24 protein-coding genes, 1 tRNA gene and 1 pseudogene are annotated in these 19,684 nt (G+C 62.9%); 15 read left to right on the forward strand and 11 right to left on the reverse strand.

Annotated features, from left to right (window positions below):
* Positions 1-94 precede the first annotated feature (94 nt).
* From yidC to ACFFJ7_RS15395, 4 genes are all read right to left on the reverse strand, one after another.
* Positions 95-1,936, reverse strand: a complete 1,842-nt coding sequence (yidC, locus tag ACFFJ7_RS15380) for a membrane protein insertase YidC (RefSeq protein ID WP_377593442.1) — start codon at positions 1,934-1,936, stop codon at positions 95-97.
* Positions 1,933-2,457: a ribonuclease P protein component gene (gene rnpA, locus ACFFJ7_RS15385; protein WP_377593443.1), complete on the reverse strand. Its 525-nt coding sequence runs from the start codon at positions 2,455-2,457 to the stop codon at positions 1,933-1,935. The genes yidC and rnpA overlap by 4 nt, the downstream gene beginning before the upstream one ends.
* Before the next feature lie 86 nt (positions 2,458-2,543).
* Entirely contained in the window at positions 2,544-2,678 is a 135-nt protein-coding gene (gene rpmH / locus ACFFJ7_RS15390) for a 50S ribosomal protein L34 (RefSeq protein WP_166949980.1), read from the reverse strand.
* Entirely contained in the window at positions 2,675-2,920 is a 246-nt protein-coding gene (locus tag ACFFJ7_RS15395; RefSeq protein ID WP_166949984.1) for a hypothetical protein, read from the reverse strand. Before ACFFJ7_RS15395 ends, rpmH begins: the two co-directional genes overlap by 4 nt.
* A 222-nt stretch (positions 2,921-3,142) precedes the next feature.
* On the opposite strand from ACFFJ7_RS15395, the gene ACFFJ7_RS15400 reads away from it, so the two are divergent.
* The 6 genes from ACFFJ7_RS15400 to ACFFJ7_RS15425 all read left to right on the forward strand — a co-directional run bounded on the left by ACFFJ7_RS15400 (position 3,143) and on the right by ACFFJ7_RS15425 (position 8,088).
* Positions 3,143-4,639, forward strand: coding sequence for an FAD-dependent oxidoreductase (locus tag ACFFJ7_RS15400; protein WP_377593445.1), 1,497 nt, complete (start codon positions 3,143-3,145; stop codon positions 4,637-4,639).
* Positions 4,640-4,780: 141 nt separating this feature from the next.
* A complete protein-coding gene (locus ACFFJ7_RS15405) occupies positions 4,781-6,235 on the forward strand; it encodes an ATP-binding protein (protein WP_377593447.1) in 1,455 nt (484 codons plus the stop codon).
* Between the two features lie 147 nt (positions 6,236-6,382).
* A tRNA-Arg gene (locus ACFFJ7_RS15410) sits at positions 6,383-6,459 on the forward strand.
* A 246-nt stretch (positions 6,460-6,705) separates the two neighbouring features.
* The gene (tnpA, locus tag ACFFJ7_RS15415; protein ID WP_377593448.1) at positions 6,706-7,101 is read left to right on the forward strand and encodes an IS66-like element accessory protein TnpA; all 396 of its coding nucleotides are present in this window, start codon (positions 6,706-6,708) and stop codon (positions 7,099-7,101) included.
* Positions 7,102-7,359: 258 nt separating this feature from the next.
* Positions 7,360-7,974, forward strand: coding sequence for an IS66 family transposase (tnpC, locus tag ACFFJ7_RS15420; RefSeq protein WP_377593449.1), 615 nt, complete (start codon positions 7,360-7,362; stop codon positions 7,972-7,974).
* Between the two features lie 6 nt (positions 7,975-7,980).
* Positions 7,981-8,088, forward strand: a complete 108-nt coding sequence (locus ACFFJ7_RS15425; protein ID WP_343042523.1) for a transposase domain-containing protein — start codon at positions 7,981-7,983, stop codon at positions 8,086-8,088.
* 18 nt (positions 8,089-8,106) lie between these two features.
* Here ACFFJ7_RS15425 and ACFFJ7_RS15430 read toward each other — a convergent pair whose 3' ends face one another.
* The 4 genes and pseudogenes from ACFFJ7_RS15430 to ACFFJ7_RS15445 all read right to left on the reverse strand — a co-directional run bounded on the left by ACFFJ7_RS15430 (position 8,107) and on the right by ACFFJ7_RS15445 (position 10,580).
* Positions 8,107-8,379, reverse strand: a complete 273-nt coding sequence (locus ACFFJ7_RS15430) for a zinc ribbon domain-containing protein (protein WP_246225112.1) — start codon at positions 8,377-8,379, stop codon at positions 8,107-8,109.
* A 32-nt stretch (positions 8,380-8,411) separates the two neighbouring features.
* Complete coding sequence (locus ACFFJ7_RS15435) at positions 8,412-9,386, reverse strand: recombinase family protein (protein WP_377593450.1); 975 nt, start codon at positions 9,384-9,386, stop codon at positions 8,412-8,414.
* Positions 9,387-9,484: 98 nt separating this feature from the next.
* A pseudogene (gene proA, locus ACFFJ7_RS15440) lies at positions 9,485-9,676 on the reverse strand (glutamate-5-semialdehyde dehydrogenase); the annotation flags it as partial.
* A gap of 10 nt (positions 9,677-9,686) precedes the next feature.
* Positions 9,687-10,580 carry an AraC family transcriptional regulator gene (locus ACFFJ7_RS15445; protein ID WP_377593451.1) on the reverse strand — a complete coding sequence of 298 codons (894 nt, stop codon included), beginning with the start codon at positions 10,578-10,580 and terminating at the stop codon, positions 9,687-9,689.
* A 387-nt stretch (positions 10,581-10,967) separates the two neighbouring features.
* Between ACFFJ7_RS15445 and ACFFJ7_RS15450 the strand changes: the two genes are divergently transcribed.
* Positions 10,968-11,723 carry an SDR family NAD(P)-dependent oxidoreductase gene (locus ACFFJ7_RS15450; protein WP_377593452.1) on the forward strand — a complete coding sequence of 252 codons (756 nt, stop codon included), beginning with the start codon at positions 10,968-10,970 and terminating at the stop codon, positions 11,721-11,723.
* Positions 11,724-11,779: 56 nt separating this feature from the next.
* The gene (locus tag ACFFJ7_RS15455) at positions 11,780-12,178 is read left to right on the forward strand and encodes a RidA family protein (RefSeq protein WP_377593453.1); all 399 of its coding nucleotides are present in this window, start codon (positions 11,780-11,782) and stop codon (positions 12,176-12,178) included.
* Between the two features lie 15 nt (positions 12,179-12,193).
* On the opposite strand, the gene ACFFJ7_RS15460 is transcribed toward ACFFJ7_RS15455, so the two are convergent.
* Positions 12,194-13,246: a LysR family transcriptional regulator gene (locus ACFFJ7_RS15460; protein ID WP_377593454.1), complete on the reverse strand. Its 1,053-nt coding sequence runs from the start codon at positions 13,244-13,246 to the stop codon at positions 12,194-12,196.
* On the opposite strand from ACFFJ7_RS15460, the gene ACFFJ7_RS15465 reads away from it, so the two are divergent.
* Together ACFFJ7_RS15465 and ACFFJ7_RS15470 are read left to right on the forward strand one after the other, a co-directional pair.
* A complete protein-coding gene (locus ACFFJ7_RS15465; RefSeq protein ID WP_377593455.1) occupies positions 13,203-14,201 on the forward strand; it encodes an aldo/keto reductase in 999 nt (332 codons plus the stop codon). The two genes, ACFFJ7_RS15460 and ACFFJ7_RS15465, sit on opposite strands and share 44 nt — an antisense overlap.
* Positions 14,202-14,280: 79 nt before the next feature.
* A complete protein-coding gene (locus ACFFJ7_RS15470) occupies positions 14,281-14,697 on the forward strand; it encodes a nuclear transport factor 2 family protein (protein ID WP_166950006.1) in 417 nt (138 codons plus the stop codon).
* Positions 14,698-14,799: 102 nt separating this feature from the next.
* Here the strand turns inward: ACFFJ7_RS15470 and ACFFJ7_RS15475 are convergent, their stop codons facing one another.
* Positions 14,800-15,555 (reverse strand): SDR family NAD(P)-dependent oxidoreductase, encoded by a 756-nt coding sequence (locus ACFFJ7_RS15475; protein ID WP_377593456.1) that lies wholly within the window; start codon positions 15,553-15,555, stop codon positions 14,800-14,802.
* A 176-nt stretch (positions 15,556-15,731) separates the two neighbouring features.
* Here ACFFJ7_RS15475 and ACFFJ7_RS15480 point away from each other — a divergent pair, with 176 nt between their 5' ends.
* Positions 15,732-16,331, forward strand: a complete 600-nt coding sequence (locus tag ACFFJ7_RS15480; protein ID WP_377593457.1) for a TetR/AcrR family transcriptional regulator — start codon at positions 15,732-15,734, stop codon at positions 16,329-16,331.
* Positions 16,332-16,422: 91 nt separating this feature from the next.
* Here ACFFJ7_RS15480 and ACFFJ7_RS15485 read toward each other — a convergent pair whose 3' ends face one another.
* The gene (locus ACFFJ7_RS15485; RefSeq protein WP_377593459.1) at positions 16,423-17,010 is read right to left on the reverse strand and encodes a TetR/AcrR family transcriptional regulator; all 588 of its coding nucleotides are present in this window, start codon (positions 17,008-17,010) and stop codon (positions 16,423-16,425) included.
* Positions 17,011-17,083: 73 nt separating this feature from the next.
* Between ACFFJ7_RS15485 and ACFFJ7_RS15490 the strand changes: the two genes are divergently transcribed.
* The 4 genes from ACFFJ7_RS15490 (at position 17,084) to ACFFJ7_RS15505 (ending at position 19,426) form a co-directional block, all read left to right on the forward strand.
* The gene (locus ACFFJ7_RS15490) at positions 17,084-17,488 is read left to right on the forward strand and encodes a hypothetical protein (RefSeq protein ID WP_377593461.1); all 405 of its coding nucleotides are present in this window, start codon (positions 17,084-17,086) and stop codon (positions 17,486-17,488) included.
* A 150-nt stretch (positions 17,489-17,638) separates the two neighbouring features.
* Complete coding sequence (locus tag ACFFJ7_RS15495; RefSeq protein WP_377593463.1) at positions 17,639-18,328, forward strand: EthD domain-containing protein; 690 nt, start codon at positions 17,639-17,641, stop codon at positions 18,326-18,328.
* Between the two features lie 89 nt (positions 18,329-18,417).
* Positions 18,418-18,816, forward strand: a complete 399-nt coding sequence (locus ACFFJ7_RS15500) for a VOC family protein (RefSeq protein WP_377593465.1) — start codon at positions 18,418-18,420, stop codon at positions 18,814-18,816.
* Between the two features lie 7 nt (positions 18,817-18,823).
* Positions 18,824-19,426, forward strand: coding sequence for an NADPH-dependent FMN reductase (locus ACFFJ7_RS15505; protein ID WP_377593467.1), 603 nt, complete (start codon positions 18,824-18,826; stop codon positions 19,424-19,426).
* The last annotated feature ends 258 nt before the right edge of the window (positions 19,427-19,684 follow it).

The raw sequence follows: 19,684 nt of genomic DNA on the forward strand, positions 1-19,684 counted from the left end.
CCCCGCCACGCAAGGCCGCTTCATGCAAGAGCGGCGAAGAACGGGCCTTTCGGCCCGCCCTTCGCCGCCGTGAGATAACGGAACAGGCCGGGGATCAGCCGCTTTTGGCTTCCTTCTTGCGGAACATGCCGCGCAGGTTGTCCCACAATTCGATCTTCACACCGTTCCGGTGCATGATGTAGCCCTGCTGAATGACGGAGAGCAGGTTATTCCAGGACCAGTAGATGACGAGGCCTGCCGGGAACGATGCCAGCATGAACGTGAACAGGATGGGCATCCACGTGAACATCGTTTGCTGGATGGGATCGGGTGGCGCCGGGTTCATCTTCATCTGGATGAACATGGTGAAGCCCATGAGCACCGGCCACAGGCCGATTATCAGGAACGGCCCGAGCACCGGCACCTGCGAGGGGTCCCACGGGATGAGGCCGAACAGCGTGAGGATCGGCAGCGGATCGGGCGCCGAGAGGTCCTTGATCCAGCCGAAGAAGGGCGCCTGCCGCATCTCGATGGTAATGAACAGCACCTTGTAGAGCGCGAAGAAGACGGGGATCTGCACCAGCATCGGCCAGCAGCCGGCGATGGGGTTGATCTTCTCCTTCTTGTAAAGCTCCATCAGCGCCTGCTGCTGCTTCGTCCGGTCGTCCTTATAGCGCTCGCGGATGGCGACCATCTCGGGCTGCACGGCCTTCATCTTCGCCATCGACGCATAGGAGCGGTTGGCGAGCGGCAGGAAGGCGAGCTTCACCAACACCGTGACGATCAGGATCGCGACGCCGAAGTTGCCGACCAGCTTGTAGAAGAAATCGAGCAGCCAGAACATGGGCTTGGTGATGAAGTAGAACCAGCCCCAGTCGATCAGCAGGTCGAAGTTCTTGATGCCGAGGTCCTGCTGGTACTTCGAGATCGCCGCCACTTCCTTGGCGCCGGCGAAGAAATGCACCCGGCTTTCGACGCGGCTGCCCGGCGCGACCTCCTGCCCACCGCCGAGCAGGTCGGCCTGATAGACGGGCTGGTTGTTCGCGCCCGTGCGCAGGGAGAAGCGGCCCGTGTAGGGCGTGGACTGCGCGGGCACGAGCGCGGTCGCCCAGTATTTGTCGGTTATGCCGAGGAAGCCCCCAGTCACGTTGTCGAACACGGCGCCCGTACCGCCGGTGGGCAGCGCGTCCTTCTTGGTGAGGTCGGCGTATTTAATTTCCTGCAGGCCGTGATCGCCGAGAACGCCGATCATGCCTTCGTGCAGCAGGTAGAAATTCTCGGTGTGCGGCGTGCCACGCCGCGACACCAGCGACCACGGATGCAGCGTGACCGGCGCTGCACCTTTGTTCTCGACGCTGTCGGTGACGGTGAACATGGCGTCATCGTCAACGGCGATGACGCGCCGGAAAACGAGGCCCTCGCCGTTGTCCCACGTCAGCGTGACCGGCGCAGCGGTGGTCAGGCGCTCGGCATCCGCCGTCCACATCGTGGCGGGCGAAGGCACCGCCGCAGCGCTGCCGCCCGCCGTCACCCAGCCGAAATCGGCGAAATAGGGGTGCGGGCTAGCGGCCGGCGACAGAAGCACGATGTTGCGGCTGTGCGGGTCGACTGTCTCATGGTACGCGCGCAGTGATACATCGTCGATGCGCCCGCCGGTGAGCGCGATCGATCCCGAAATCTTCGGCGTGTCGACGGTGATCCGGTTGCCGCCTGCGACGGCCTGATCGCGCGTCAGCACAGCGGCGGGCGCGCTCGCTTCCGGAACGCCGCCAGCCGTTGGCTGCGCCGGCGTGGGCACGGCGGCATCGGTCGATTGAGGCTGCTGAGTCGTTTGCTGCTGCGTGGCTTGCTGCGCGGGCGGCGGCACGACCGGTTCGGCAAAGAAGTACTGCCAGCCGAACAGAATCAGAAACGACAGGGTGATGGCCAGAATCAGATTCTTTTGGTCGCCGCTCATGAATGATCCGTAGGGTTTCGCTGTATGGTGCCGTGTGGGCGGTCGGTAGCCTTGCCGCGCCTTCTGTGCGAGGGACGGCGGTCTCGGTCCAGAGGATTACCCTGTCGCGGCGGCGAGGAAAAGGCCCGTTTGAGATCGGAGGCGATGATGTCCATCGGCGCTGTCAGCAGCTCGCCGCGCCCAACGATCACGAAATCGATATCCGCATTCGGCCAGAAGGCCCGCACGTCTTGCAGTGCGGCGCGCAGCCGGCGCCTGATGCGATTCCGCCCCACGGCATTGGCCGTCTTCTTGGTGACGGTCAGGCCGAAGCGCGGGCCGCTGACCGGAACGCGCGAACACACCGGCACGGACACACCGGAGTCACCGGGTGCTTCGGAGGAGCGCTCGTGAATCTGCACGGTCATGCGGCTGGAATGAACACGGCGACCCGAGGCCGCCGTCAGAAACTCCGCCCGCTTGAGCAAACGCGGCAACCGCGAGGAGCGGCGTCCGGATGCTGACTGTTCGGTTTCGTTCATGACAGCGATCCGGGATTCGGCGCCGTGTGCCTGCCCGATATCCGGCTGGCCCGTCGGAAAGAGGTTAGGCCCGCCGAAAACCGCTGTCAGGCGCTCAGGCGCTTGCGGCCACGCGCGCGGCGCGCAGCGAGAACGGCGCGGCCGCCCTTGGTCGCCAGGCGCGCACGGAAGCCGTGGCGGCGCTTGCGAACGATCTTGCTCGGTTGATAAGTCCTTTTCACGGCCCTGAACTCCGGTCGCACGAATAAAACGAAACGCGCGCGACGAGGCCGCTCGCGCCTTTGACCGCATCGGTCATCCCGACGGCGGTCAGATAATCTGGTGATTTCGGCTGTTGTAAAACAACAAACGGCGCCCACGACAGGCACCGCCATACCGAAACCGGCTTATGACCGGATTTTTCCCAAAAGTCAACGCCGACTTTGCCGACTGACAGTCGCGGGCGGGCCGCGGGCCGGGTCATGCACGCGCTGCATTGCTTCGCGGCGGCCGCGCGGGGCCGCCGCGTGGCGTTTCCTTTTGCCCGCCGGCCGTTTGTCGGTTATCACGAACGGGTTACCCCCGGCGGCCGGGCATGCTGTATCGGGCCATGCATTTGGAGGCGATGGATGAATGGATCATCACCTTTGGACATTCAGGCCGCCAGCGCAAGGCCCGGCGTGCGCACGGGCAGGGGGGCCGCAGGATGACGCATGAACCGCGCCTGCCGGCCCCACCCCCGCCGCGTCCCGCCGAACGTGTGGATATCTGCGTTCTCGGACCCGGCGCTGGCGGAAGGTTCGTCGCCGTCAAGGCGGCCGAGGCCGGAGCGTCCGTCGTCCACATATCGCCGCCCGGCTGGGAACGGGGTCTGCCCGGCCTTGCCGTGGGCACACGCGCCTTCATCGAAGCGGCGGCACTCTTTCATGCCCGGACGGCGCTCGCGACTCTCGGCCTGACGCCCGCGGATGCGGATGCCGCCCGCCAGAACCTGCGTCCGACGGGCGAGGGGCTCGTGCGCCACATGCACGCCGCCGCGGAGGCATTGGCCGGCGGTCTCGCCGACGCACGCCTGCGGGCACTGAGAGTGCGTGTGCTGTCGGATGTCGCGCGCTTCGAGAACGCGAAGACCCTGCGCGTGGGCGACGAACGTTTCGCCGCCCGCCACTTCGTGCTGGCGCCGGCACTGCAATGGGCCATGCCCGCCATTCCCGGCCTCAACGAGATCGACTGCCTGACGCCCGACCGCCCGCTCGTCGCCTCGCGTCCCGTTGAGCGTCTGGCCGTCATCGGCACCACGGATGCCGCGCTGGCGCTGGCGCAAGCACACCGGCGGCTCGGCGCGCGGGTGACGTTGCTGCGCGGTGAGGAGCCCGTGGATGCGACTCCCCTGGACGAGGAAGCCCTGCGCCATGTCCTGATGGGACTCGAACGCGACGGCGTCGCCGTGCGGACGGACCTTGCCGCCGTGCGGATCGAGGCGCATGGGCGCGAGGCGCTGGTGCATGCCGCGGGCGCCGCCGACACGGAGACCTTCGACGTCAGCCAGGTGCTGGTCGCGCCGCCGACGCGCGCTGTCTTCGGCGATGCCGCGTGGCAGGAGGCGCAGGTAGCCCTGCGCGACGACGGCGCGCCCGTCCTCGATGCCTTCCAGCGAACCTCCAACCGCCGCATTCAGGCGATCGGCGCCATCGGCGGCGGCGATCTTTTTTCCGCCACGCTTGAGCGGCAGGCTGATGTGATCATCGATCACGTCCTCTCCGGCCGGAAACTGAGGGCGATGCCGGCCACGCGCCTTCTTCCGACGTCGCCGGAGGTGGCTGTCGTCGGACTGACCGAGAAGGCCGCACGCGGGGAAGGGGAGATCAGGGTCTTGCGCACGTCCTTCGCCTGGCACCCCGCCCGCGTCGCGCGGTATCGCGGCAGCGATCCGGTTGCGGGGGAAATCAAGGTGGTCGCGCGGCGCGACGGCCGCATCGCGGGCTGCACGATCATCGGCGAGGGTGCCGGCGACATCGCGGGCCTGTGGACATTGGCCATCACGCGGGGGCTGAAGCTCGCCGACCTCGCGGACCTCGCGTTTCCGGATTGCAGCCGCCACAGCCTGACGCGCCGTGCCACGCGCCTGACGGTTTTCGGCTGGCCGCGTTCGGCCGGCCTGCTGCTGCGCCTCGCGCGTTGGTGGTGGAAGCTGCGCGGCTGAGGCGGGGCCATGGATCGCGCGGCGCGAGCACGACAGACGGCCCGGCCGGGCGAACCGGGGGAGGCCGATTCGGCGCGTGCGTTTGAAGCGACCGCGGTTGAAGGCGCAGCTCAGCCCCCTCCGGGCCGCGAGAAAGGCGGGATGAGCCTTTCCGTCCGCCTGATGATTCTCACAATGGTATTCGCGCTGTGCGCGCAGGCGCTCGTTTTCGTGCCGGCGATCACCGCCTTCCGCCGCGCGTGGCTCAACGACCGGCTCTCGGCCGCGCAGATCGCCGCGCTGGTGCTGGAGGCCGCGCCGGACGCGGCGGTGCCGCCCGCCATCGAGGAACGGCTGCTCAACGGTGTCGGCGTGATGGGCATCGCGCTCAGCGGCGGCGGCGCGCGGCACCTGCTCTCGAACGACGGGATGCCCACGGAAGTGGCGCGCACGATCGACCTGCGCAACGCCACCTGGACGGAGCTGACGCGGGACGCGCTCGCGGACCTCTTCATCGGGGACGCGACCGCGATGCGGGTGATCGGCGAGGGCATGGGCGAGATCGCCTTCGTCGAACTCATCATGGACCCGACGCCGCTGCGCCACGCCATGCTGGCTTTCTCGGTGCGCATCGCCGCCTTGTCGCTGCTGGTGTGGGGCGTGGCGGCGGCGGCGCTCTATATCGCGCTGATGCGCTTCATCGTGCGCCCGGTGCGCAGGCTGGCGGGGCACATCACGGCCTTCGAGCGCGAGCCGGGCAACCCGGCGCGCATCATCGTGCCGTCCGGCAAGCGCGACGAGATCGGCATGGCGGAAAGGGCGCTCGAACGGATGGAGCACACGCTTGCCACGGAGCTGCGCCAGCAGCAGCGGCTTGCCGCGCTCGGGCTGGCGGTCGCGAAGATCAGCCACGAACTGCGCAACATGTTGACGGCCGCCCAGCTCATTTCAGACCGGCTGATGGAAGTCTCCGATCCGCTGGTGGAGCGCTTTGCGCCCCGTCTCATCGCCACCCTCGACCGGGCGATCGCGTTCTGCGAGGCGGCGCTGGCCTATGGCAAGGTCAAGGAGGCGTTGCCGCAGCGCCGGCGGTTCCGGCTGCGGCCGCTGGTCGAGGAGCTGCGCGACAGCCTCGGCCTCGGCACGCGCGAGGACATCGGCCTTGTCATCGACATACCCGATTCCCTCGTTCTCGACGCCGATCCGGATCAGTTGTACCGGGTTCTGCTCAATCTCGGCCGCAACGCGATGCAGGCGCTCGAACAGGAGATCGCCCGCCCGGGTGCGAACGGCCGCCTGCCGCATGGGCGGGCGCCGACGATCGTCATATCCGCGCGCGCGCAGCCATCGGCGGGGCCGAGCAGTGACGCCGCCGCCGGGGTGATGATTCGAATCGCGGACAACGGCCCCGGGCTCGCACCGCACGCCCGTGAGCGCCTGTTCGAAGCCTTCAGCGGCACGACCCGCTCCGGCGGCTCCGGCCTCGGCCTGCCGATCGCCGCCGAACTGATCCGCCTGCACGGCGGCACCATCGCGCTGGACACGCAACCGCAGCAGGCGGACAGTGGAGCCTGTTTCGTCATTTCCCTGCCGCCATGGCCGCCGAACGGTGGATAACTGATTTTACCGTTCTATATCAAATTGATAGTGCCATTTTCATGAAGAATTTCACCCTTCGGAACGAAATAGGGCTTGCCAATCGGGAGCGTCACAGATACTAACACCCCTCATCGCGCGGTCACAAACAACGCCGCAGCGAACAATGCGCCCGTAGCTCAGCTGGATAGAGCACCAGACTACGAATCTGGGGGTCAGAGGTTCGAATCCTTTCGGGCGCGCCATTTAACTTCCTGAAATATCAAGCTAAATACCGCCTGCGCAAATGCGGTACCGGCTTAAATTTGCAAATTAAGCCGGTTTTTAAGCCGGTGTTGGCTTGCATGCTGATCCTTCGCCCTTGCGGCCGAATGAGCACGACGTTCGGGGATCAGATCGGCGTGAGCTGTCAGGCGAACTGAGAAACTGCCCCCTGTCGAATCGTAACGGTCCGGTCTGACTGCTCTGGCTCGTGCTGAGAGAGGCGGATAGTGTCCACTATCGATGGTGGACAGTATGGTGCTTGCGTGGCGCGTCGGACGAAGCGGCTTTGGACGGATGATGAGAAGCGGTCGATCTGTTTCCAGACGACTGCGCCTGGCGTTTCGGTTGCCCAAGTGGCGCGGCGCTACGCGGTGAACGCCAATCTGATCTTCAAATGGCTGCGCGATGCCCGTTATGCACCGGATCCGGCGGCGGTTCCGCCCCCCTTGGAAGAGGCGCGCTTTTTTCCGGCGGAGATCGTCGCGGAAGCGCAGGCACCGGTGGCAGCGCCCGTCGCTGAGAGCCACCTCGAGATCGAACTGGCTGGCGGCCACCGGATGCGGATCAGCGGCAGCTATGATCCGGAAGCCTTGGCGCGACTGATCCGGGGGCTGACGGCGTGATCCCGGTACCAGTCAATACGCGGGTCTGGCTGGCGGCCGGGGTCACGGACATGCGCAAGGGCTTTGCGGCGCAGCAGGCGCGGTTGAAGTTGCCGGACATCGAGGAGAAGGACAAACCCAAACGCCGTCCGATCCCAGACCACATTCCCCGGATGGAGGTGGAACTGACGCCATCGGCCGCCATGTCCTGTCGGCCGAGGCCATCTTTGCCGACGACACGCCGGTCGGCATGCTCGCCCCGGCACCGGCAAGACCCAGATGGCCCGGCTCTGGATTGACGCCCGCGACGAACGCCCATGGAGCAGTGATGCGCCTCCGGCGGCCTGGTATCGGTTCTCGGGTGACCACAAGGGCCAGCACCCGAAGGATCATCTCGCCCGCTTCCACGGCTGGATGCGTGCCGATGGCTATGCCGGGTTCGAGGATCTCTACCGCTCGGCTGCTATCCGCGAGGTCGCCTGCATGGCCCATGTCCGGCGCAAGTTCGTGGACATCCACCGGTTGCAAGGCTCCCCCATCGCCGAAGAGGCCATCGGCCGGATCGCCCAGCTATATGCCATCGAAAAGGAAGCTCGAGGGCCGCCACCTGATCGTCGCGCAGAGCTGCGAAAGACCCATGCCGCCCCTGTCTTCGATGATCTCGAGGCTTGGCTGGCCACGCAACTCACCACAATCTCGGGCAAATCCCCACGCGCGGCGGCCATCCGCTATGCCCTGGCCCGAATGGAACGCCTGCGCCCTTACCTCGACCACGGCATCCTTGAACTCGACAATAACGCTGCCGAACGCGGCATGCGTGCCATCGCCCTCGGGCGAAAGAACTGCCTCTTCCTCGGCTCCGAGGCGGGCGGCAAGGCCGCGGCAATCGCCTAAACCCTGATCGAAACGGCCAAGCTCAATGCCGTCGACCCACACCCCTGGCTCGCCGACACTCTCGCCCGCATACCGGACTGCAAGATCACAAAGGTCGATGAGATCCTGCCCTGAAAGTGGAATGGGTAGCGGTCAGGCCGGACGCTTACGGATGATGTCGGAGGCGGTCATGCGCTTCACCTCGGCTTCTGCCGAGTCAATCGACGCGCGGCCCTCCATGCGCAGCCGGTTCATCTCGCGGGTGAATTCATCGCAGAATTCCTTGAACAGCGCCGGGTCCATCAGGTGATGGCGCGGCGCGTTCAGCACCCGTGCCTCAAGCCGGTCGCGGCGAATGTTCTGGCGGTTGTCGCAGGTGCCCTTGTTGCGTGCCGTCGAACAGCCGACCAGATCGGCCGAGATCATCGAGTAACCACCACCGCAGCAGGCGCACCTGGTCAGGCCGGAGAAGAGGTATTTCGGCCGGCGTCGATCCCGGAAGTGGTTCTCGGTCTCACCACTGTCGGCGCGGGTCTTTCGGCGCGGGTCTTCTTGATCGCCGCCTGTCGGGCTTTGGCGGCCTGCCATAGATCGTCGTCGAGGATTCGTAACTCTGGAACCTCCTGGATGATCCATTCTGACTCAGGGTTCGGCCGAGCCTGGCGCTTGCCGGTACCGGGGTCTTTCAGGAACCGCTGGTGGTTCCAGACCAGCTTGCCGACATACATCTCGTTGTTGAGGATGCCATTGCCTCGTTTGGCATTACCATTGATGGTGCTGAATCCCCAATCGCCACCGCCGGGAGCATTGATGCCGTCCTTGTTCAGCTCGACGGCGATGCGCTTCGGCGACTTGCCGGCCACATAGTCGCGGAAGATGCGGCGGATGACCTCGGCCTCGATTTTGTTGATCGTGCGGTCCCCGCGCGCCGGCTCGCCGTTGCCATCGAACTTCTTGACGACATCGTAGCCGTAGCAGTTACCGCCGCCGGACTTCCCTGCCTCGACGCGACCACGCTGGCCGCGCCGAGTCTTGTCGGCGAGATCCTTCAAGAATAGCGCATTCATCGTTCCCTTGAGGCCGACATGCAGGTGGGTGATCTGACCCTCGGAGAGCGTGAAGATTTTCACATCCGAATAGGTCATGCGCTTGAAGACACCGGCGATGTCTTCCTGATCGCGGGATAGCCGGTCCATCGCTTCGGCAAGGATCAGGTCGAAGCGGCCGCGCATCGCATCCGCGATCAGGGCTTGAATACCTGGTCGGATCATGGACGCGCCGGAGACCGCGTGGTCGGAATATTCCTCGACGATGCGCCAGCCCTGCTTCTCTGCATGCAGGCGGCACATGCGCAGCTGGTCGGCGATCGAGGCGTCGCGTTGATTGTCGGAGGAATAGCAGATTACCTGACCTCCATGGCTACGAAGACGCACTCAGCATCATGAATCCCGGATCGCGACCGGAGAGAAAGTATATTAAAGCCCTGACCCGAGGGAGGAACGCGCAGCCCTGTCCCAATAAAGCATGATTGGGTTCTTATCTGGCCGGTTCCAATGAACTTGTAACGTGATGTCATTAGGTGCTCCGCTCCAATGGGGCCGCGGAGCCGGCCCGTCGATATGCCGATTTTGGCACCAAAGCCATACTCACCTCCGTCGGAAAACTGTGTGGAGGCGGGCCAAAGCGTCACTGCGCTGTCCACCAAAGCCAGGAAGTGACGAGCCGTCGGAAGATCAGGCGGCAGGGTTCATCCGCGTCTTCGCAGCCTTGATGTCACGGGCGGGCGGCAGACCGAACATCCGGCCATATTCACGGGTGAATTGTGAAATGCTCTCATAGCCCACCGCATAAGCAGCGTTACTGATCATCTCGCCTTCCGCGAGCATCAGCCGACGAGCCTCGATCAGCCTGAGTTGCTTTTGGAATTGCAGCGGCGATAGCGAGGTGATCGTCCGAAAGTGCTCGTGGAAAGATGACAAACTCATCTTGGCCACTTCCGCCAGATGTTCGACTCTCAAAGGCCGGGCGAAGTGATCGCGGATGAGCGCGACGGAGCGGGCGATGCGCAGTGCGTGGCTGTCGACCACTCCAAGGGCGCGGATGGCGCCTCCGTGGCGACCCGAAAGCAGCCAGTAGTGGAGTTCACGGATCAATTGCGACTGAAGAATGGGTACGGACGCCGGGCGGTCGAGGAGCCGCATCAACCGCAAGGCCGCATCGGTCACTTCCGTTTCGGTCCGGTCCACGCGGATAGGGATATCGGCGGCGAATGGCGAGAAACCTATCTCGACGACGAGGCCTTCGATCAGCGCGAGATCGAGGTCGACGATGAGTGCGAGGTACGGCGCGTCAAGGCGGGCTTTGGTGATCTGGCTGATGGTCGGAACGTCAGCCGTGATCAGCAACGAGTCTCCAGCACCGAAGTCGAACGTCCTGCTACCCATCGTGACACGCTTGCTGCCTTGGAGCACTAGAGCAACAAGGGGCTTGTTGATCGCGTACTGCAGCGCGGTTGGTGCGGTTTCGCGGATGATCGTCAGACAAGGGATAGGCGTTTGGGCAACGCCAGTTCCGTTGGCGTGTGCTTGCGCGTATCGGCGTACAGTTTCGAGCAAGAGCTGGATCATGTGCCATGTTGTAAAACATGCCGCTCAGGGCTTCAATCCGATGCGGACAATCAGGCAAAGAATTCCGAGTTTCCGGCATCTGACTCGCGGCGAGATAGCGTGACGGTCATCAACTTGGCGACGGAAGAGAGAATTGGCAGGATCGCTTGCTGAAGGCCTCGCCACAACGTTGCAAAGTCTGCGTGAATGGCAGCCGCTTTGCTTTGGAAACACGCCTAACGTCCTGCGTGCGCGCGTGAATTCTGCGGCGCTCACGATGACGTTTGAACAAGGCAGGCCACTTCCGGCGTATGAATAGGCAAGAATAACCGACGATCCGGCAACAAAGGGAGAGGCCGCTCGACGATAGTGTGGTCGTACGACGCTCAATGCAAAAGGAGTTACCTCATGACCACTATCTCGCTCGTCACCGGTGGCAGCCGCGGCCTCGGTCGCAATACCGCAGTCAGCATCGCCCGGCGCGGCGGCGATGTAATCCTCACCTATCGCAACGGTGCCGACGCGGCCAACGCGGTGGTCGCGGAGATCGAGGGGCTTGGACGCAAGGCGATCGCGCTGCCGCTTGACGTCAGCAACATCTCCACCTTCCCCGCATTCGCCGAGAGCGTCCGCTCGGCGCTGCAATCGACCTGGGGCCGAAACGATTTCGACCATCTGGTCAACAACGCCGGTCACGGTGAAATGGCTGGGATCGCGGAAACCACTGAGGAGCAGTTCGACGGTCTGTTCAACGTCCACGTCAAGGGCGTGTTCTTCCTGACTCAGGCGCTGCTGCCGTTGCTCGTGGACGGTGGGCGCATCGTGAACTTCTCGTCGGGGCTGACTCGTGTCTCCAACCCTGGCTTCTCGGCCTATTCGGCCGCCAAGGGCGCGGTCGAGATCCTGACGCTCTACATGGCGAAAGAATTCGCCGGGCGCGGCATTACCGCGAACACGATTGCACCGGGTGCGATCGAGACCGACTTCCTGGGAGGCGCGGTGCGCGACACGCCGGCTTATAATGAGGCCTTCGCCGGAATGACGGCCCTTGGCCGTGTGGGGCTGCCCGATGATATCGGCCCGGCGGTGGCGAGCCTGCTCGGACCGGATAATCGCTGGATCACGGCGCAGCGGATCGAAGTGTCCGGCGGACAGAATATCTGATCCAGAAAATCTCAGGCGGGACCTTGACGTTCCCGCCTGCATAAGGCCGCTGCGGTATGGCTCAACGCGAGGCTGTCTTTCCCGCGGATCGTCACGCGCTCTACGGGGCGCATGGCTATTCGGCGGCGGTCCGTTCCGGGGATCTGCTGTTCGTATCGGGTCAGGTCGGCAGCCGTGCCGATGGCTCGCCGGAGCCGGATTTTGCCGCGCAGGTCCGCCTGGCCTTCGCCAACCTTCAGGCAACGTTGGCGGCAGGAGGGGGCAGCTTTGACGACATCGTCGATGTCACCACCTTCCACACCGATCCCGAAAACCAGTTCGAGACCATCATGGCGGTGAAGAACGAGATATTCCCGCAGCCGCCCTTTCCGAACTGGACCGCGATCGGCGTCAATTGGCTTGCCGGCTTCGATTTCGAAATCAAGGTCATCGCTCGCATCCCCGACAAGGCCTGACCACATTTGGGGCGCCTATCCGTCGGAGGTCGCGCGCGTCCCGTGCCGGTTGTGCTTGACGAAATCCACAAAGGCACGAAGCGCGGAGGGCATCAGCCGCCTTTCCGGATAATAGAGATAGGGACCATCGAACGGCTGGCACCAATCCTCCAGAACCGCTTCCAATGTCCCGGCCTTCAGATAGGGCTCGCAATGCTCGGTGAACAGGAGTGCAAGCCCGAGGCCGCTGCGGGCCGCGCTGAGTTGGGTGTGCGGTTCCGTTGTGAAGATGGGGCCACTCGGCGCGATTTCGACCTCTTCTCCGTCCCGTTCGAACGGCCAGTTCAGGCGATTCCCGCGCGGGAATATCTGTCCGAAGCACGGCCTGTCGACAAGTTCCTTCGGATGGTCGGGTCGACCATGTTCCTTGAAGTAGTTTGGTGAGCCCACGACGCAGAACCTTTGCGGACCGCCAAGAGGCACGGCGATCATGTCCTTGGCCAAGGCTTCGCCATAGCGAACTCCGGCATCGAACCCGGCGCCGATGACGTCGATGAAGCTCTCGTCCGCAACGAGTTCCACCCGTATTGCGGGATATTGCCGCAAGAAGTCGATGATCAGTGGCGTTACCCGGAAATCCAGCGCCGGGCGCGGCCCGTTGATGCGCAGCGTGCCTGTTTGCGCCTGCGTGCCTGGGCCGAAACCGGCGAGCGCCTCGCCGATGCTCGCCATCGGCGGGTCAATCGCGGCCAGAAGCTGACTGCCCGCGTCCGTCAGAGCAACGCTGCGTGTCGTGCGGTTGAAGAGCCGCGCCCCGAGGTCATTTTCCAGGTTGCGGATATGCTCGCTGAGGGTAGCAGCCGTGATGCCAAGCTCCAGTGCCGCGCGACCGAAATTCCTGTGTTTCGCCACGGTCGAGAACATGCGCAGCCGATTGAGGTCGATCGCCATTCTTCGGAATCCCCTGATAGTAGATTCGGCTTTTACCCGATTATTCCCGATATGTTTAGGGTTTAGAGTCTCCTGAGCAACAAGGAGAACCTCCATGACCAGAAAACTTGGAAAATCGGGACCAACCACCTCCAGCATCGGCCTCGGCGCCATGGGGATGTCGGATCTTTATGGTCCTGCCGACCGCACTGAGAGCATCGCGACCATTCGCGCCGCCCTCGACGGCGGTGTCTCCCTGATCGACACCGGCGACTTCTACGGGTGGGGTCACAATGAGCTGCTGATCGCCGAGGCGATCGCTGGCTGCAAGCGCGAAGACATCCAGATCAGCGTCAAGTTCGGCGCCCTGCGCGATCCGGCGGGCGGCTGGAGCGGCACGGACAACAGCTCCGCGCATGTGAAGAACTACCTCGCCCAGAGCCTCGTGCGCCTGCACACGGACTATATCGACATCTATCGTCCGGCCCGCCTCGATCCCCGCGTCCCGATCGAGGAAACTGTGGGCGTTCTGGCCGAGATGGTGAAGGCCGGCTATATCCGCCACATCGGACTGTCCGAGGTCTCGGCCGAGACGCTGCGGCGCGCCCATGCCGTGCATCCGATTTCGGACCTGCAGATCGAATACTCGCTGATTTCGCGCGGCATCGAGGCGGAGATCCTGCCAACCGCCCGCGAGCTGGGCATCGGCATCACCGCCTATGGCGTTCTTTCCCGTGGCCTCATTTCGGGCCATTGGAACAAGGCGCGGGCCGGCGAGTACGACTTCCGCAACATCAACCCGCGTTTCCAGGGTGAGAACCTCGACCGCAATCTCGAACTGGTCGAGAAAATCCGGGCGCTTGCGTCCTCCAGGGGCGTGACGGTCGCGCAGCTCGCCATCGCCTGGGTTCTGGCCCAGGGCGACGACATCGTTCCGCTCGTCGGCGCCCGCAAGCGGGATCGCCTTGAGGAGGCGCTGGGGGCTCTCGCCACAACGCTTTCCGCCGAAGATCTGGCCGCCATCGAAGAAATCGTGCCGGTGAATGCGGCGGCCGGCGCCCGCTACAACGACTACCTCATGGGCGATCTCGACAGCGAAAAGACGTCTGCGTGATGCGAACGGGTTGGAGGATGCCGCTTATTGATGTGGCGTCCTCAGCAAAAGAAAAATGCAACCAAGACGAGGAGTGCCAATGAAGTGGCTTCTGAACATCGGGATCGCAGCGGCCCTTATTTCGCTCAGTGCTGCACCAGTCATCGCGCAGAATAAGGAGACTGAAATGAATGCTATAGCTATCCCCGCGCCTCTCGATGCGCTCGTTTCTGTCGTCAATGGTGGAGACACCGAAGGGTATCTCGCGCTTCTGACCGAGGACAGCGTTGTCGACGACAACGGTGATCGATACGTCGGTAAGGCCGAGATCAAGACCTGGTCCGACCGCGAACTGATCGGAGCCAAAGGTGTCATGACCGTTCAAGGCGTCGAAACGCACGGAACGGAAATCCACCTCATCGCCGATTGGAAGAGCAATTTCTACACCGGGCCAGGCAGATTCATCTTTACTCTCCGGGACGGAAAAATCTCCGAGTGGAGAATCCGCGCCATTTAGGCCACAATCATCGTTTGCGCTCCAAGGACGGCTTCGCCGCCTTGGGGCGCCTTGCGTTTGATAGCCACGAAGAATTGCAAGTTTGACGGTGGAGCAGAAACCCTAGATCTGCACTCCGCCACCGATATCAACTACGCCGCCCGTGATGTAGCTCGCATTCGGTCCTGCGAGGAAGCAGACCGTCGCGGCCACCTCTTCAAGCGTTGCGATGCGACGGATGGGGTGCAGATCCATGATCGCATCGGGAAGATTATCTGCAACACCGGCGGCCATGTCGGTGGGCATGATGCCCGGCTGAATGACGTTCACGGTGATGTTGCGCCGTCCCAGATCGCGAGCCACGCCTCTGGCGTAGCCGAGCGCCGCCGATTTGGTGCCGGCATAGTCCGCGACACCGGGGAAGGGAACACGGGTGCCGAGAGTTGAGCCGATGAAGATGATTCTTCCTCCGTCGGGGAGCTTCTGCGCTGCGGCCCGCGTGGTCGCGACAGAGCCAAGGACGTTGACCTGCCACTGACGATCGAGACCCGCTACGTCGAGTTCCGGATCGTCGACCAGTTTGCCTTGAACGGCGATCGCGGCGTTGTTTACGAGAATGTCGAGCTTACCAAAGTGAGCCAGAACCGTATCGATCAGCGGCTTGGCGGCGCTCAGGTCAGCCTGGTCGCTTTTGATGGCAAGAGCGCGCGTGCCTTTGGCCTTCAGCTTTTCGACGACTGCCTCAGCCTTCTCCACCGACGACATATAGCTGATGGCGATATCGGCCCCCTGGTCGGCAAGGGCCTTGGCCGTGGCGGCTCCCAGACCGCGCGAGCCTCCGGTGACAAGGGCGACTTTGCCCGACAGTGGTTTCGACATGGGTGATCCTTCCTTGAGCATGATGGGTGAATTACGTCGCCGGCGGTGGATAAACGGGGCGTTGCGGCTACGGGCACGGTTTCATAACGAGCGTTACGCAATAGAGCTACGAAATCTGGACAGGCGGAGTCAAGCCGTTTATTAATGATCATTATGAAAACGATCCGGGTGACTTGATGGGACGGCCGCGCGAATTCGATGTCGATGAGGCGCTGGACGCCGCGCTGGCGGTCTTCTGGCGCAAGGGATTCGAGGGCGCCTCTTACGCGGATCTGACGCAGGCGACCGGCGTGGAGCGGCCAGCCCTCTATGCGGCCTACGGAAACAAGGAGGAGTTGTTTCGCTTAGCGCTACAGCGCTACTATGAACGCTATATGGATTATGTTCCTGAGGGCCTGAAGCAGCCGACGTCCTACGATGTGGCGGCTTATATCCTTCGCGGCGCAGTGGAGCTTTGCACACGCTATCCGGACCATACTGGATGCTTCGGGGTCAACGGAGCTTTGGCGTGCTCGGACAACGCCGAGCCCATTCGCAAAGCCTTGATCGATGCTCGCGCGTCTGGCGAGGCGGCGCTTCGCACGCGCTTCGAGCGGGCCAAAGCCGAAGGGGACCTGCCGGACACTGCTGATAGCGGAACCTTGGCGGCCTATCTCATGGCGATCCTTCACGGCGTTGCCGTGCAGGCCAAGGCAGGATTCTCTAAAGAGGTGTTGATGGCGGTCGCCGATCAAGCCCTCTCAACTTGGCCGTCTGGCAGGCATCATAACGTGTAAGTCGGCGATATTCATGTCGATGGCGGCATCAAAGTCGATGCCGACGAGAAACGCGAACGCCCGTTCCGGGTGCGGCATGGTTCATGAAGGATCACTTTTCAGAGGGCAGGTCACAAGTCTGATCAATCGCGACCGCGACCAGGTCCTTCAACGATGCGCGGACATGGGTTCCGAAATCTGCTGAGGAACCGTCCGAACACCATCGATCGATCGCAATTCGCCATATCAGGACGCCCACCTCGGCAGCCATTACTGCAAGATGGGTCGGAATGGCCCGCTCCTCCAGGGTCGTTGCGATCGCGGCAGCGAGCGAGCGCATTTTCATCAGCTCGCGCTCGTGGAACTCGGCGTTGGCTGCGACGATGGCCTGCCGGGCGATAACATCGGCCCGGTTTGCATCGAAGAAATTGCCGGCCGTCTCCAGGGCGCTGACGACCACCTCGAGCGGGCGAGCGTCTTCGGCCTCACGAACGGCCCCGATGATTTCTGCCTCCAGCTCGTCCGCCCGCCAGAAGAGAACCTCCGGCTTGTCGATGAAGTAGCGGAAAAAGGTCCGCTCTGTCAGACCGGCCGCCGCCGCGATATCGGCAACGGTCGTCTCCGCGTAGCCACGATCGTGGAAAACCTCGATCGCCGCCCTTCCAAAGCGCTCCCGCGCATTTTCGATCTTCTGAACCATTATTCGTTGATAGCACCATTGTCAGTTTCTGCCAATCGCATTACATTGGCAGAAACTGACAATGGAGTCTCTCATGCCCCACATTCTCGTCATCGGCTACGACCCCGACAGCGTCGACTACAGTGATCCGGGCACACCCGCAGGCCTTGACAAGGAAAAGGTCTGGGCTGGAACGCTGGAAAGCCTCAAGCGCATACGCGACTATGGCTGGCAGGCCACTCAGTGCATGGTCAAGCCGGACAGAACAGCGGCGGACATAGTCTCGCAGGCCCTGTCCGCCACCAGATACGATTGCATCGTCATCGGCGGCGGCGTTCGCCTGTCGCACAAGAGCGTGCCCGTCTTCGAAATCATCGTTGACACTGTCCGCCGGCTTGCTCCCGGCATTCCCCTTGCCTTCAACGAGGGGCCTGCCACCAGCCTTGAATCCGCCCAACGCTGGCTCGGGACCAACGGCCAAGGGTTGGAAACTGTCTAGGCCTGGTCCTTCGCAGCGGCCGCCGGACGGTTCGTCGGATCGTCCATCCAAACGCTGCGGCATTCCTGTCTGACCTGCAATTTCATGTGTCGTTCAGAAGCGGAAACGCTGCGTTTGACACGAACCATTCCTCTTTCGCGGAGTAAAACCATGTCGCCGATAAAAATGTTCGTGACCATCCGAAGCAAGCCGCACCTCTCGAAGCAGCAATTTCACGACCACTGGCGGCACCCGCACGGAACATGGGGGCGCGGCATACGGAACCTGACGAGCTACGTACAGAGCCATCGCATGGACACGCCCCATCTGGGGGCCGCGCAGGCAGAGCTCGACGGCGTGGTCGAAGTCGGTCTTGAGAACGCGGAGGACGTCGCAGGCTTGTCGACGGACAAGGCCTATCGCGATTATCTGCAGGCCGACGAACCCAATTTCGTGGAAAACATCGGCCTGAGCTTCATGAATGAAGACGTTCTCCGATCGGGAGAGCGTCCGACGGAAGGTCACAGCGATGGCAGGTGGCTCTGGCGGGAATCCGAGCAGCCCGTGTCCCTCAAGCTCATACAGGTCATCACGAATGTCGGTGAAGAGCCCTGGAAATCGGATGACGAAAGGGCGATCGGACAGGCCCTGGCGGCGACGAGGCATGTCATCGCAACGCCCGATCCTGCTCTTCACCCTATGAACGAACCGAGCGCGATCGTCGCGATTCGACAGCTCTGGTGGCCGACCTACACGGCCTTCGAGACGGGAATCTCACAGAGCCAGACCGCATGGCAGGAACTGACCGCCCAGGCAGCGGGCCGCTATTCGGGCCTCTTTCAGGCCGAGCGTTTCTTCTGAGGCCGCTTTTGCCTTGGGAAAACCACACAAGAAGCTTCCGCGATCACCATAGGGGTGGCGCGCAATATCAAGGATATGGAGTTCAATAGATGAAACTGGCATCAACACGTCTGATCGCTTCCGATCTCAAGGCGGTCGTTTCCTTTTACGAAACCGTGACGGGCATAGAAGCGGTCTGGCTTGCCCCTGTTTTCGCGGAAATCGTAACCCCATCCGCGGCTCTGGCGATCGGCGGGGTTCAGACCGTCCCCCTGTTCAGCAAAGGCAGCGCGGAACCTGCCGCCAACCGCACCGCGATCCTCGAATTCATGGTCGATGATGTGGACGCGGAATACGAACGGTTGAAGCCTCTGGTCGAGGTCGTTCAGGAGCCCAAGACCATGCCCTGGGGCAATCGCGCGGCTCAGTTCCGCGATCCGGAAGGAACGCTCGTAAGCCTGTTCACGCCAGTGACGAACGAAGCGAAGCTTCGGTTTTCCGGGAGGTAAGAACAATATGAACGCGCAACGCAAACCCCGCATCGCCATCATCATCGGCTCCACGCGCCCGACACGTTTTGCCGACAAGCCCGCACAATGGATGCTGAAGCAGGCGCAGAGCCGGGATGACATGGAAGCGGAAATCGTCGATCTCCGCGATCATTCACTGCCTTTCTTCGACGAGGTAGCCTCAAATCTCTGGGCGCCGAGCCAGAATCCCGAAGCGATCCGATGGCAGCAAACCATCAATCGCTTCGATGGCTACATCTTCGTCGTTGCCGAGTACAACCGCTCCATCACGGGCGTTTTGAAGAACGCGCTCGATCAGGCCTACAACGAATGGAACCGAAAGCCGTTCACCGCCATTGGATATGGCGGTCTCGGCGCGGCGCGCGCCGTCGAGCATCTCCGAACAATCGGCATCGAATTGCAGATGGTCTCCACACGTTCCGCCGTCCATATCGGCGGGGGTGACTTCTTCGCCGTCATGCCACATGGCGGCAACAAGCCGATCGAGGATATCGAGGCAAATCTTCTGCCATCCGCCAAGACGGCGCTCGACGAACTCGTCTGGTGGGCGAATGCGACGATGGCTGCCAGGACGTCATCGCTGTCGTGACAAGCAAATCCCAAGCCGGCAGCGGCATGCGAGTCGCCTGCACTGGCCTCGCTGAGACGGTCCCGTCATCTCGGCCGCCCCGTAGAGCGCATCCTCTGGGATATGGATAAGCTCCGGTCCGAAGTTGCCGCGCATCCGGAGGACGGGATGCGGAAATATCATCTGGGCTTTGCGCGGGATACTGGAGTGGCGTGGGACAAGGAGAGCACGTTTAATGCGGCACAGGGCATCGCGGTGACGGATGTGCCAGCCTGGCTC

This window comes from Pseudochelatococcus lubricantis (assembly GCF_042432495.1).
Classification (GTDB): Bacteria; Pseudomonadota; Alphaproteobacteria; order Rhizobiales; family Beijerinckiaceae; genus Pseudochelatococcus; species Pseudochelatococcus lubricantis.

Bases quoted from the DNA above. Each gene is read 5' to 3' on its own strand.
- tnpC (WP_377593449.1), top strand. From the start codon at position 7,360: ATGGCCCGGCTCTGGATTGACGCCCGCGACGAACGCCCATGGAGCAGT.
- ACFFJ7_RS15480 (WP_377593457.1), top strand. From the start codon at position 15,732: ATGGGACGGCCGCGCGAATTCGATGTCGATGAGGCGCTGGACGCCGCG.
- ACFFJ7_RS15505 (WP_377593467.1), top strand. From the start codon at position 18,824: ATGAACGCGCAACGCAAACCCCGCATCGCCATCATCATCGGCTCCACG.
- ACFFJ7_RS15460 (WP_377593454.1), bottom strand. From the start codon at position 13,246: ATGCTGGAGGTGGTTGGTCCCGATTTTCCAAGTTTTCTGGTCATGGAG.
- ACFFJ7_RS15405 (WP_377593447.1), top strand. From the start codon at position 4,781: ATGAGCCTTTCCGTCCGCCTGATGATTCTCACAATGGTATTCGCGCTG.
- ACFFJ7_RS15430 (WP_246225112.1), bottom strand. From the start codon at position 8,379: ATGATCTCGGCCGATCTGGTCGGCTGTTCGACGGCACGCAACAAGGGC.
- ACFFJ7_RS15500 (WP_377593465.1), top strand. From the start codon at position 18,418: ATGAAACTGGCATCAACACGTCTGATCGCTTCCGATCTCAAGGCGGTC.
- ACFFJ7_RS15445 (WP_377593451.1), bottom strand. From the start codon at position 10,580: ATGATCCAGCTCTTGCTCGAAACTGTACGCCGATACGCGCAAGCACAC.
- ACFFJ7_RS15495 (WP_377593463.1), top strand. From the start codon at position 17,639: ATGTCGCCGATAAAAATGTTCGTGACCATCCGAAGCAAGCCGCACCTC.
- ACFFJ7_RS15470 (WP_166950006.1), top strand. From the start codon at position 14,281: ATGAAGTGGCTTCTGAACATCGGGATCGCAGCGGCCCTTATTTCGCTC.
- ACFFJ7_RS15490 (WP_377593461.1), top strand. From the start codon at position 17,084: ATGCCCCACATTCTCGTCATCGGCTACGACCCCGACAGCGTCGACTAC.
- ACFFJ7_RS15485 (WP_377593459.1), bottom strand. From the start codon at position 17,010: ATGGTTCAGAAGATCGAAAATGCGCGGGAGCGCTTTGGAAGGGCGGCG.
- yidC (WP_377593442.1), bottom strand. From the start codon at position 1,936: ATGAGCGGCGACCAAAAGAATCTGATTCTGGCCATCACCCTGTCGTTT.
- ACFFJ7_RS15450 (WP_377593452.1), top strand. From the start codon at position 10,968: ATGACCACTATCTCGCTCGTCACCGGTGGCAGCCGCGGCCTCGGTCGC.
- rnpA (WP_377593443.1), bottom strand. From the start codon at position 2,457: ATGAACGAAACCGAACAGTCAGCATCCGGACGCCGCTCCTCGCGGTTG.
- ACFFJ7_RS15465 (WP_377593455.1), top strand. From the start codon at position 13,203: ATGACCAGAAAACTTGGAAAATCGGGACCAACCACCTCCAGCATCGGC.
- ACFFJ7_RS15395 (WP_166949984.1), bottom strand. From the start codon at position 2,920: ATGACCCGGCCCGCGGCCCGCCCGCGACTGTCAGTCGGCAAAGTCGGC.
- ACFFJ7_RS15475 (WP_377593456.1), bottom strand. From the start codon at position 15,555: ATGTCGAAACCACTGTCGGGCAAAGTCGCCCTTGTCACCGGAGGCTCG.
- ACFFJ7_RS15400 (WP_377593445.1), top strand. From the start codon at position 3,143: ATGACGCATGAACCGCGCCTGCCGGCCCCACCCCCGCCGCGTCCCGCC.
- ACFFJ7_RS15455 (WP_377593453.1), top strand. From the start codon at position 11,780: ATGGCTCAACGCGAGGCTGTCTTTCCCGCGGATCGTCACGCGCTCTAC.